Here is a 12,061-nt window from a genome sequence, read left to right on the forward strand (position 1 = left end):
ACGCCACTCGATGGATGTCATCGCCAATGAAGTGGGCTTTTGCGACCGCGACCGGATGAGGCACGCGTTCCTTCGAACCCTGGGCCAGCCGCCACAGGCCGTCCGGCGAGTTGGCAAGGAAAGCCATGTACCGCCGGAAATGCCCGACGATAGCGGTACCGACGCCCCCTCGCCAGCCCGGAACTCAAAATTTACGCATCGTTCCGACCCTTGACCGGCTGGGCCGACCGCGGGACGAAGCTCAATCGCGAGCTACCGCGGGTAACATCGTCGTTTTGGAATATTGCCGGATATGCTCGCTGCGGACCTAGGCTTCCCGCGAGTACAGCTGAGGCGCTATCCACCCAACGGTATCCGAACGTTTATTTGCAACTGCTGTGCGCAACCCTGCCACTTACCAGCTAAGGCGCCGCAATGAGTCAGCAGGTGACCCAGACCCGCGTAAACATCGCCTGCTTGAGTAATCAAGATCTCAAGCCCTCGTCCACCAAAAAAACGGCTGCCCTAACAGCCACCATGCAATGACCCGGGCCACGCGGCAAAAGGCGTGCGGTCCGACGCGGCATCCGCACGCGGAATACGTCCCTCCAGCAACCGTCCATTCTTCGCTCCACGGGATGTCCTAAAACCCCGCATAAATGACATATGAGCCCTGTTCCGGCGACCTTATCCTTATATCCTACGGATAGATGCTAGGACGGGCGACGCCGGCGGCACTACCGGCAGATTGTCGGAATGGGACTATCGATGGCCGAGGCGATGTTGAAGCGCGAGTCGAATGACTCTTTTCGACAAGTTGGAACGCAACATTGATTAGCACGTTCTTTGCGACGTGAAGCTTCTACACGATGATAGCGCGCGGCATGCGCCGGTTTAAAAATGTTTGGATGGTTAGCTGTGGGACGTGTGTCTTGGGCGATAGCAAGGGACGTTGTGTCACTTAGCTAGTGGTGAGCAGGGTCTGGTCAGCGTGCTGCTAGCAAAAGCCTGGACCTTCGGAGTCTGGTTTATCCAAGAAATGGGTTCCTTTTAAAAATGCAATCGTCAGCAAGAGTTCATGATATGCGTAGTCCCCAGCCGTCTCGCCCTATCTCGTTTCGCACAACCGGGCGTACTAACGGGCAGTTGACCCGGCTCGCCGGCCCGTCCGACGTCGGACGGTCATCGAAGCCCTTCGTAATACTGGACCGCTTCGTCTTTGGAGCTCAGGTACCGATTAATTTACCTGTACTTCCTCATTCGGGCGTTGCAGTGCTCACCTATTTGCATCAGGGATCGATCCGCACCAGTGATAGCCAGGGCGTGGAACGAACGCTCACGCCTGGTGCGGTCGGCTGGCTGAGAAGCGGCCGCGGTGCATGGGACGTTGGCCCTGCGATCACGAGTGGTGGCGTGGTCGGTTACCGGCTCTCGATTGCACTTCCGCCAATCCTTGAACTAAGCGAACCTTACCAGAGCATCGTTAAGCCCATGGAAGTTCCAGTTAAAGGACCGGCGCGCATTCTGTTGGGCCAATACGATGGCGCACAAAGTTCTTTGCAAATTTCAACGGAGACTACTTGCCTCCATGTAACTTTGAAAGCAGGAAACCACTGGCGCTACGACCCGCCAGACAATCACGACATAATGTGGGTGGCAGTCCATTCCGGATCGCTCGTCGCGGGGGAGCCATTGGAAGCCGGCGATTTTGTAACGTTCGACCGATCGGACCTTGCCGTTGACTTCTTCGCAAAAGACGATTGCGAATTTATGCTTGGATCCGCACAACGGAGCCCTTTCGACGTCGTTGAGGGTTATTTCTCCGTGCACACAAATGCTGCTGCCTTGCGGTTTGGCGAAGTCGAAATTGGGCGTCTCGTAACACAGTTGATAAACGAAAAAAGGATCGATTCGAAACAGGCAAAAGAGGTTTTTGAAAGATTGCGCTTCGTGACCTCGCGTGATAACCGACGATAAGATCGGATGCCGAACTACGTTGACTCACGTGCTGCTGATCGCGCGCGCTCTCCCGCTTAACTTCCTGCCGCTCGAGTGGCAACCGTCCGCATTGGGCACCATGACGTTGCTGATGGGAACGTTTTCGAGCCACGCTGGGCAGCGCGGCCGCCGCTGATGCGGGTATGGTCCATGCTGCCCTTGTCCTGCTCCGCGACCCGACCTTTCCCGGTGGGCGTTCCCGATGGTCTCTCTGCGAGTGTTGTTCTCTGGGGCATGCCGCCTCGCGTGCATCGTGAACGGTCCGACTGAACTCGCGGCCATAGCGCACGCGATGACCTCAGCATAAAAGAGTTGCCGGCGCCGAACTGTTCTACGAACCATTTGGGTCGCTACCGGCATGCATGACGGCGCAATACGGAGGCGTGAATTGCGCCCCGCCGCCGTTTGCCGCGGCTCGTCCACGGGCGCCTGCGCGCCCTTCTTCGAGGCACTCCCGCCGCCGCTGGCTGGGCAAAGCGGACTGCACTTTACATCGTCGGGCTGTCGGTGATGACGCCGACGATGTTGGTGTTGCTGTCGGCGGCTGATGCGCGCGAGAGAACCTTGCGTGACAGCCCTGTGCGTGCACCGTCGATCATATCGCGCGCCCAATTTCCTCCGCCTTCCATCGTTTTCAATGGCATTGCGGCGGAACTGGCGTATGGGCAGCCATGACCCTTATATCGATCGTGGACGATGACGCCTCGGTGCGAAGCGGTGGGTGTCAACTTGGACTGCCGGTGCCGTGCCAGCGCGAGTCGCGCCAGCGCCGGCACCGTCCCTACTTACACTCACCACCAGTGCAAACGGCGAAAATCAAATCCATATGTTAGGGCGTACACGCCGATAGACTGTGCAAGCTCTTGGAAGTGACATTGGAACATGCACATCGATGGCTACAAGTTGGCGGAGCCAGCTCCTTCTTTCTATGAGTTTGACCTGCTCCCCGTGAATAGTTGTCTCTTCTCAATGAATTTGCTCTAATTCCGCCGTGCCTGATCAGATCTAGATTGATGCGTGAGCGATAGCTTGCTCGGCTCTCGTCTACAGCTTTTTCTTGGAATTGCGGGATGATATTTCTAAATTCACCCACATCTGACGGAACAATTTTTACCAACTGCTCGATAACTTCTTCAGGATCACGCTCCATAGCGAAGATCTTTTGAAAAGCTGCCTGCATATCCGAACGTTTGGTGAAGTTCTTCGTATCGCCCATACACTTGAACGCCGTTTCTGCCATCGTCTCGTTATAGCCCGTGGCGTAAGCACCTGGATTATGGTCTGAATCTTTAATGTTGAAAGGCTGAGATCCTGTGCCATTGCCTCGGCAATAGCTTGCATAGCATGTTTTGTAGATGCGTAGCAACCGAAACCCGGTACGGAGATATTCCGTTCCAGAATCTCAATCCTCCTAATCTTCGACGGTCCGGTACACCGATGCATGCGGCGCCCGCCGAAGGCGTGAGAATTTAAGTGCCGAAACGTCCGATGCTGGCTAGCGAACGGATCGTGAGGCCAACCACCGCCGAGCGCGATATCTCCGCAGGTTCGCCAAGCGTCAATGCCCGTCTGGAGCGGTATCACTGTGCTGGCTGTATTCCAGCCTATTTGATCAAAAACCGATATGCCGCCGTTGTCGCGGCATACCGGTCGTCTGTCTCCACCCACAATTAGGTTGCGGTCAGGCGCTTCACCTTTTCGACCACGTCGGGCGCTCTTAGCGCCTCACCAGGCGTGACTAAACCGATCACCTCGAGAAGCAGCTTCTGCACGCCGTGATCCAGCACCGCTGCCTTACCCAACTGAGACTGGTAGGCCAACGACTCATTCAGGTCATGCGGGCGCTGCCCCCGCGCATCCGGAAACGCGAGATCAGGCAGTGCTGCGAGCTCCCATACATTGGCGATCACCGGATTGACCTGCGTCATCAACTCCTCCATCAGCCGGTCGAGCGGATCGTCGCTGCCGCGACACGCAGCGACAACATCCCTCAGGACCACGGCCGCCTTTGCCGCGACCGTCATACCTTGCGCATGTATCGGGTTGAACCGGCATACCGCATCCCCGATGGCAATCAGCCCGCGCGGCCACGAATCGACCTTGTCGAAATGACGCCATCGACTTTCCTGAAATGCGAATTGCGTTATCTTCCCGTGCAGCGTTGCGCGCTTTAGTGCGCGATGGAGCGAATCGGTCGGCAATGTCGCAGCAAACTCGACAAACGCAGCCCACTCAGTGGGAGGCGCGTCGGCACCACGTCCGCACATGGTTACAAAGAAACGCTCGTCTTCACGCTTGACGAGAACACCACTTCGAGTGCTATCCGGCGAGTTGGGAAACGTCAGGATCGTCAGCTCGTCTGGCTCACCGTCAGCAAACTCGACGATCGACGTTGCATAGTTGTAGTCGACGCCAATCGTCGTTTCGGGCGGTTGCGACCTGCCGAGCAGCTTCAGGAATTCGAGCGTCACTTCTCCACGGCCGGAAGCGTCCACCACCAGATCTGCGGCATGGATCTCAGCTACGCCTTCCTGTGTCGCACAGCGCACACCGTTGACCGTGCGTTCCTCGTCGGACCATACGAGGCCCGTGACACGTCGTCCATCGAGAATGATGATGCCCTCGCAGGCTTCCACGGAGCGGCGCACGACCGATTCGACCAGCGGCCGCGTGCAGATATGGATGTCTATCCCGACCTCACGCTCGGGCAGCGGGTCCTGACCGGCAAATTCATAGCGCATTCTCTTGCCGAAGTCCGTTACGTTTGCCCCAGCATCGCGGAGCAACCGCGAAAAGTCGTCGAATAGCTTACTCAGCGCTAGAGCACCGCCCGGCAACAATGAGTGCGGATGCCTGCCTTGTGGAATGCCTGCGCGCGGCACGACGGCTGGCGTGAGAACCTCTCGCTCAAGTACCAGAACTTCCTCAAAACTATCGACTAGCGCTTTGGCTGCCGATAGTCCTCCAACTCCCGCGCCGATCACTATCGCGCGCTTACCGATATGCATTTTAACCTTCCTCTAAGGTTCGAATCCTGGTCGGCAACTTTCGATGTAAAAGAAGCCTTTTGGCATGGCATTTGGTTCACTATGCACATCAGATTAAACACACAGAAGATCGTTTTATTCCACGACCCGTTGATCCGATACTCCCAAATAACCATGCATATCCAGTTACGTCCGTCAGTTCACATCCAGTCGTCGCGCGCAAGCACGCTTCACTGTTATGCTGGCGCATAGCTATCTAGATTACGGAGCCGAATAGAAGGCGCTCGCGCTATCATGCGAGGCGATGATCCTCCGAGCATCATGCGGCCCCCTCAGGTTGGGAGGCTGGGCTCACACGTGCTTAGACAACCGTGCGTCGCCCAGACGGTTTGGAGTTGTCGCAGGAGGATTCGGCACTCAGTGTTACTTAGGGGTATCCGAAGATCGTGATGGCCGTTGTCCGCGTCGCGGTACTGGTTCCCGTGCAATGACGCCCCGGCGTAAAACGCCCGGGGATCAGTACTCCCGTACTGCATTTCGTTCATGCCGTAACGAACTGCTTGGGGATCCTGCTAGACCAGCGCGTTAATCAGAACAGTGTCGTTCTCTGCCAGGGTCCGCTCGTACGAGGCGAAGGCCGCGGTAGTGCTTCAGCAACCACGTGCTGCGGGTTGACTTGAATCAATGAGTTCATGTTATCCATCGAGAGCGTCTGAAGCGTGCCCTGCCAAGCCTGCTGCAGCACCTGTACTGCTGCATTTTCGGTCCCGTGGACGTTAACGATGCTCAAATCATAACCGCCTCAGAGGAGCGATGAAAATGACATATTTACGAGCGTTTTAGGACATGTGCGACGCATCTGCTGCATCATGCGATATGAGCTTAGGCGTCGCTTGAAACGCCGTCGTGAACGGCGCTCCTCGCGCCGCATCTCGCCCACCGCAATGAAACATTTAAGTATCTTGCCGTTGCCCGATCGTGTTTGATGTCGTCATTAGCCCCCGCCCACGACAGCAGGCTCCAGAGTTGAGCCGGTGACACAGGCTTCGTCAAAAAGCGGGTGAAAGCCTGCTTTTGCGGCTTCCAATCAGTCTAATTCGCCCGGCCGTCCGGTCTAGATCCTGCATGCCACGTGGATCAACGAACAGATCCATAAAAAGTCCGACGTGTGCAAAGTGAAGGATTATGCACTGCCTCGGAGACCCCGCGGCCTCGTTAACCATCGCGTCCCGATCCCGAATGGTTCTCCAATATCATGGAATCTATTTTCCAGCGTAAGAGGTTATACAGCACGATGAAGCGTGCTACTTTGACGCCCGTAGATAATCGGTGGCCAACACTAGTCCGCGAGACGCATTCCATCGCGCGGGGGGTGTTTGATTGGAAGCGGGGACGGCGCGGATTCGCCCTCGCACACTCGGCGCTTGATACGGGCGACTTGCCTTCTCCCCGCGAGCGCGCTCTTCCCGAGGTCCGACCCGATCTGATCGATCTCGCAGCCGCGGTCAATCTACTCAATCAGTCGCTGCTGGGATTGCGTCGGCTTTCGGGCCGACATCATTTTGATTCGGCTGGATCACGCTTGGATGTTCTCAGTCGTGCATTCGGGTGGTCAGTGAGTCGCTCACTCGCATGGTGCATAGCCGCGTGAGCGTGAAGTGGGACGTGCGCTTCATGGACGTGTTTCGCGTCGACGCGAAGGCGCACGGCGGGCGATTACCGGAGGCGCAGGGCACTGTGATCCTGCCGGCGGCCGTCGGAGGGATGAGCTACTACAAGGCTGCTAGCGTCCTCGACGTGCCGATCGGGAACGTCACGAGCCCTCTGTCGCGTGCGTGGCGTGCGGTCGAAAGCGAGCTTCACGTGCGCGAAGACGAGAGCGCGAACGCACCGGGCGTCAGCCGCGCGCGGCCGCGGTGGGCCCGTCGGCGCGCCTGATCGCGGAGTGGCAGATAGCCACGACACGTGCACGCGGGTCGGCAAAACGCAGAGGCGCACGGCGCGCGCAGGCCAACGGGCAATCGCGTCCCTAGGTGTCGGCGTGGGTTGCCGTCCTCTGCAATCCTGTGATGTGTAGCGACGGGGACTTCAGGGAATATGCATAGCGGTCAGGTGTTCTGCCATCACGGGACATTCGCCGGCTTTTCGAAAACTTGGCCGCTTGGAAGCAACTTGGAAGCCGGATCTGGACCGCACTCACGTACTCACGAAAAAAGGAAGCGCAGAGATGCAACGACTATTGAATCAAGAATTACCCGGACTGAATGGGAGACTGGCGTCGCACCACGGCACCGGCAAGACCGCTGCGCGCATCTTGCGCGCGCTTTGTGCGGTATTGGCCGTGGGCCTCATGCAGCCTGGCCTCATACAGGCGGCGCACGCCGCCCCCCTTTGGCAGACTCTGCCGCCGACGCCCGCGCCGCTTGCGGGCGAGCATTCGGCGTCCGCCGAACTGAACGGCATCCGGCTTTCGTATGCCATTGTGGGACACGGCTCGCCGGTGCTGCTGCTTCACGGCGGCCTTGCCAACCGCGATTACATGGGCAACCAGGCGAAGGCCCTGATGTTGCATCACACCGTCATTCTCCTGGACAGCCGGGGCCACGGGCGCAGCACCCGCGATGCGCAGGCGTACGGCTATGACCTGATGGCTGACGACGTGGTTGCATTGATGGACCGCCTCAACATCCGCAAGGCGGACGTAGTCGGCTGGAGCGACGGCGGGATCATCGGGCTCGACCTGGCAATCAGGCATCCCGAACGCGTCGGCAAGATTTTCGCATTTGGCGCGAACACGAAAACGTCCGGCATCGTCAGCGAGTTTGACAAGAACCCGACGTTCGCCGCATACATGGACCGTGCCGGTGGGGAGTACCGCCGCATTTCCTTGACGCCGCACGAGTACGAGGCGTTCGTCGCGCAGATCGGCAAGATGTGGGATAGCCAGCCGAACTGGACCGACGAGCAATTGAAGCAGATCAAGTCGCCGGTCCTCATCGTGGACGGCCAGTACGACGAGGGAATCAAGCGCGAGCACACCGAGTACATGGCCGCGACCATTCCCGGTGCGGGCCTGATGATCCTGCCGAACGTGAGCCATTTCGCGTTCATTCAGGATCCCGCGATGTTCAACGCAGCCATGCTCCACTTCATCGACGGCAAGTATTAATACGGCACATCTTCTAACAGGCGATAGCCACGGGATGGTTCGCTCGACGACCCAGCGGGTCTCGCCTAACCCGCTACCGTGAGGCTGACCACGGTGGGCGATTTCGGTCGCAATGCCGGCGGCATGTGGGGGAAGTCTGTAGTGGTCAAGTTATTTCAGGCAGGCAGGGAGGTTCTTTCGCTGTCGGTTTCGCTGGTAGGCAACGGGCGACAGATAGCCCAAAGTCGAATGCAGGCGTACGGCGTTGTACAAGCCGTCAACACGACACTCATATTACCGAGTTGCGGGAAGTTCCGTGGCAGGTAATGCGTCGCCTCGTCCAGCGGGTCGACGTCGGGCTAATGCCATAGCCTGGCGAATCATCCTGCAGCGAGATGGTGACCGAATTCGTGCTCATGGGGCAATTGTCGCCGTTCGACAGGTTACCGTCTATCGGGCCAGACTAGCGGTTCACTTGCCGTTCAGAGCATCCTTGAACGCTTTACCGGGTGAGAACCTGACGGTCTTCCCCGCCGGGATGGTGAGACTCTCGCCGGTCTTTGGATTACGCCCGGCGCGCTCGGCGCGCTGGCCCGTTGAAAAGCTACCGAAGCCGACCAGCTGGATCGTCTGGCCTTCGCGCACCGCGCCGGTAATCGTGGCGATCAGCGCATCGACGATCTCGCCTGTGTCGGTTTTGGTGGCCCCGGTCTGGGGGCCACGGCTTCGATCAGGTCCTGCTTGTTCATAAATTACCTTCAAAGTAAGTGAGGCACACACCCCACCCCACTGACGGATCGGGACGCAATGCGCAATAAGAGGTGGCCGCGTAAATTCGGACAGTCGGATAAGTGGAACGTTCGGGGCCTGAGCCGGCGATAATGCCGACAAAGGAACCTTGAAGATGACGAAGAGAAGCCGACGGACGCACTCAGCCGCGTTCAAAGCGAAAGTGGCGATGGCGGCGGTCAAGGGTGAGCGGACGCTAGCCGAACTGGCGCAGCAGTTCGATGTGCACCCGAACCAGATCACCGAATGGAAGCGGCAGTTGCAGGAACGTGCCGCCGACGTGTTTGGCGCAGGGGGCACGGCGTCGAGCGAGCCGCAAGTCGATTTGAAGGAGCTACATGCGAAGATCGGCCAGCTCACGCTGGAGAACGATTTTTTAGGCGGCGCGCTCAACAAAGCGGGATTGTTGAGCGCAAAGCGATGATCGATCGTACGCACGCATTGCCGGTCTCGCAGCAGGCGCGACTCGTTGATATCGCAAGATCGAGCGTGTATTACCGGGCGCAACCGGTGAGCGAAGCAGACCAGTTGCTGATGCGCCGGATCGATGAACTGCACATGGAGTTTCCGTTTGCCGGGGCGCGGATGCTCGCCCGACTGCTGCGTCGCGAGGGACACGAGATTGGCCGCAGGCGCGTGCGCACGCTGATGAAGCGCATGGGTATCGAGGCGCTGTACTGCAAGCCGAACACGAGCCGACGCAATGCGCAGCACAAGATCTGGCCGTATCTGCTGCGGGGCATCACGATCAATCAGGCGAACCAGGTCTGGGCACTGGATACGAGCTATATCCCGATGGCGCGCGGCTTCGTGTACCTGACCGCCGTGGTGGACTGGGCCAGCCGGAAGGTACTGGCCCACCGCGTAGCGATCACGATGGAGGCGATGCACGCTGTCGAGGCGTTGGAAGAAGCGTTCGCGAAATATGGGCAACCTGAACTCGTCAATACGGACCAGGGCAGCCAGTTCACCGCGACAGTGTTCACCGAGGCCGTGCTCAGTCGGGGCATCCGCTTGTCCATGGACGGCAAAGGTGCCTGGCGAGACAACGTGTTCGTCGAGCGCGTGTGGCGAAGCTTGAAATATGAAGAGGTGTATCTGAAAGCCTATGAATCGGTCGGCCACGCCCGGTGCTCAATCGGCGACTACATCAATCTGTACAAGTGTGTTTCATACTGCCCAACCTCGCTATGTGCTTGATAAATCTAGAGAGCCCTGTTGTGCCATTGGTTTTGTGGGGTATCCGCGCCGTGCACGTGCCCTGGCCACGAGTTCGGAGACGGCGTCCCCGCCCAGTGAATTGCGATTGAAGATCCACGGACCATTGGGCAACGGATGCTCGGCTACGATCTCGTTGCGCTCGACCGCAAGCCTGAGCGTTCCGGGGCTCACGCCGACGAACGCCGCAGCCTCGGTCAATGTCATCCATCCTTCAGCGGCACGTCGCTCGCTCGAATAGACAGGGATCTGATGGTGGCTACGCAACGCGGCGACTCGCTCCTGGGTCCAGAAGTTACCCCGGCCGGTTCGCAGGTCATTGCGATTGAGCACGCCAGCAATGACGAGATCGGGACAGATACGGACGAGCTGCCGCACGGCATCAATTGCTTCGCGTGACGTATGCGTGGTGTTCTCACCGCGACGCCGACGTGGCACGCGAATCTCGGTATGTACTCCGCCTTTCCAGTGGATGACGAGCACGATTTCGCTCGTTGAGTTGTCGACGTCGACCACGACTTCATGTATCAGTGTGCGCACAATACGCTTCTTCAGTCGGGCGTCGGCCTGCGGCCAGATCGATTCCAACGCTGCAGCAAGATCGGCAAACTCATCAGGCTGGGCAGGCGGTGTCTGACCGGATGTGCGCAACTGTTGCTCGATACGCGATTCCACTTCCTCCACGCGCAGCAGCGCATCATTCCAGCGCCGCTCCAGTTCGTCGGCGACAAGCCGGTTTTCAGGGTCAGCAGCGTCGTATTGTTTCTGCGCGCGTTGAGCGGTATAACGTGCCGCTTGCAGATCCCGCTGCAGCGCAGCCAGCACTTCATCCTGCTTCAGGGTCTCTTCTTCGCGCGCCACCATTGCTGCCTCAATTGCCGCCGGTTGAACGACCTGCAAGACCGCCTCGGCGATGGCCGCGTCCGCGCGCGTGCCACCGAACGCAATGCAACGCGGTTGTCCCTTGTCCAGCCAGCCGCGATGACAGCTATAGCGCAAGGCGTCGTGCCTGTTACCCGTGTAGTGTAACGTCAGCTTGCTCGCGCAGCGCCGACAGCGCAACAGTCCCGCCAGAAGGGCCTCGCCGTTCTTTGGGGCGCCAGCGTGTCCGGCCAGACGCAGGTTGCCATTGATCGCGCACTGGATCCGCTCGAATTCGTCCCACTGAACGTACCCGTCGTGGGCATTGGGAATGAGCGCAAGCCACTCATCTCGAGGTTTGCGGCGATCACGTTTGCGCTGTTCCCCGCCTTCGTAATTGATCGTGCATTCGGTCTTGCCATAGGCATACGCGCCACCGTAGATCGGGTTGGTCAGAATCCGGTACACCGTACCGTAGCTCGGCCGTTTCCATTGGATTTCGCCGCGCGGCGTGCATGCCGGCAACTGCAGGCCGTGCTCCAGGAACCATAACAACGTCTGACGCACCGATCCAATCGCGCCGAACTGGCGGAACACCGAGCGAATGGCGTCCTGCACGCGCAAATCCGCATCTTTCTCCAGGCGCTGGTCTTCGGTCTTGCAGTAACCCACCGGCGCCGCGACGACGAGTTCGCCGCGTTTGGCCTTCTCCCGCCGAGCTTCGAGCGAACGCTGACGCAGCAGATCCAGCTCGTATTCGTTCAGGCTACCCTTTAAGCCGAGCAGCAAACGATCGTTGCTCTGTCGTGGCGCGTACACGGTCTCCTGATCAACGAGCACCGTGTCGACGATGCGGCACACCTCAACCAGTTGCTGCCACTCGCGACTGTTGCGCGCAAATCGCGAAACCTCGCGAGCGGCAACTGCGCCGACGTGCCCAAGACAGACCTCTGCCACCATTCGTTCGAAGCCCGTGCGCGTTTGTGTTCCGGCCGCAGAGCGCCCCAGATCCTCGTCGATCACTTCGATCTCGTTCCAGCCCAACTGGTGCAGACGATCCTGCATCGCATACTGCAGCTTC

The 12,061-nt window shown here is 58.8% G+C and carries 7 protein-coding genes and 3 pseudogenes; 4 read left to right on the forward strand and 6 right to left on the reverse strand.

Features of this window, described 5'->3' with window-relative positions:
• The first annotated feature begins 1,062 nt into the window (after positions 1-1,062).
• A complete protein-coding gene (locus BG61_RS40940; protein WP_233469211.1) occupies positions 1,063-1,956 on the forward strand; it encodes a pirin family protein in 894 nt (297 codons plus the stop codon).
• A gap of 509 nt (positions 1,957-2,465) precedes the next feature.
• Here the strand turns inward: BG61_RS40940 and BG61_RS43080 are convergent.
• The 3 genes from BG61_RS43080 to BG61_RS36495 all read right to left on the reverse strand — a co-directional run bounded on the left by BG61_RS43080 (position 2,466) and on the right by BG61_RS36495 (position 4,985).
• Positions 2,466-2,615 carry a hypothetical protein gene (locus tag BG61_RS43080; RefSeq protein ID WP_161783728.1) on the reverse strand — a complete coding sequence of 50 codons (150 nt, stop codon included), beginning with the start codon at positions 2,613-2,615 and terminating at the stop codon, positions 2,466-2,468.
• Positions 2,616-2,806: 191 nt separating this feature from the next.
• Complete coding sequence (locus BG61_RS42500) at positions 2,807-3,343, reverse strand: hypothetical protein (RefSeq protein ID WP_152565279.1); 537 nt, start codon at positions 3,341-3,343, stop codon at positions 2,807-2,809.
• 304 nt (positions 3,344-3,647) lie between these two features.
• Positions 3,648-4,985, reverse strand: a complete 1,338-nt coding sequence (locus tag BG61_RS36495; RefSeq protein ID WP_035942974.1) for an NAD(P)/FAD-dependent oxidoreductase — start codon at positions 4,983-4,985, stop codon at positions 3,648-3,650.
• Positions 4,986-6,596: 1,611 nt separating this feature from the next.
• On the opposite strand from BG61_RS36495, the gene BG61_RS36500 reads away from it, so the two are divergent.
• Positions 6,597-6,902, forward strand: a complete 306-nt coding sequence (locus tag BG61_RS36500) for a sigma-70 family RNA polymerase sigma factor (protein ID WP_051673038.1) — start codon at positions 6,597-6,599, stop codon at positions 6,900-6,902.
• 412 nt (positions 6,903-7,314) lie between these two features.
• Complete coding sequence (locus BG61_RS36505; RefSeq protein WP_081868313.1) at positions 7,315-8,133, forward strand: alpha/beta fold hydrolase; 819 nt, start codon at positions 7,315-7,317, stop codon at positions 8,131-8,133.
• On the opposite strand, the pseudogene BG61_RS43625 reads toward BG61_RS36505, so the two are convergent.
• Positions 8,134-8,280: pseudogene (locus tag BG61_RS43625) on the reverse strand (IS5/IS1182 family transposase); the annotation flags it as partial. It abuts the gene before it with no gap.
• A 303-nt stretch (positions 8,281-8,583) separates the two neighbouring features.
• A pseudogene (locus BG61_RS36510) lies at positions 8,584-8,861 on the reverse strand (HU family DNA-binding protein).
• A 155-nt stretch (positions 8,862-9,016) separates the two neighbouring features.
• Between BG61_RS36510 and BG61_RS36520 the strand changes: the two are divergent.
• Positions 9,017-10,062 (forward strand): annotated as a pseudogene (locus BG61_RS36520) (IS3 family transposase); the annotation flags it as partial.
• Positions 10,063-10,089: 27 nt separating this feature from the next.
• On the opposite strand, the gene BG61_RS36525 reads toward BG61_RS36520, so the two are convergent.
• A partial coding sequence (locus BG61_RS36525) for a recombinase family protein (RefSeq protein WP_035942987.1) occupies positions 10,090-12,061 on the reverse strand: 1,972 nt, incomplete at its 5' end.

It is taken from the genome of Caballeronia glathei (assembly GCF_000698595.1).
GTDB lineage: Bacteria > Pseudomonadota > Gammaproteobacteria > Burkholderiales > Burkholderiaceae > Caballeronia > Caballeronia glathei.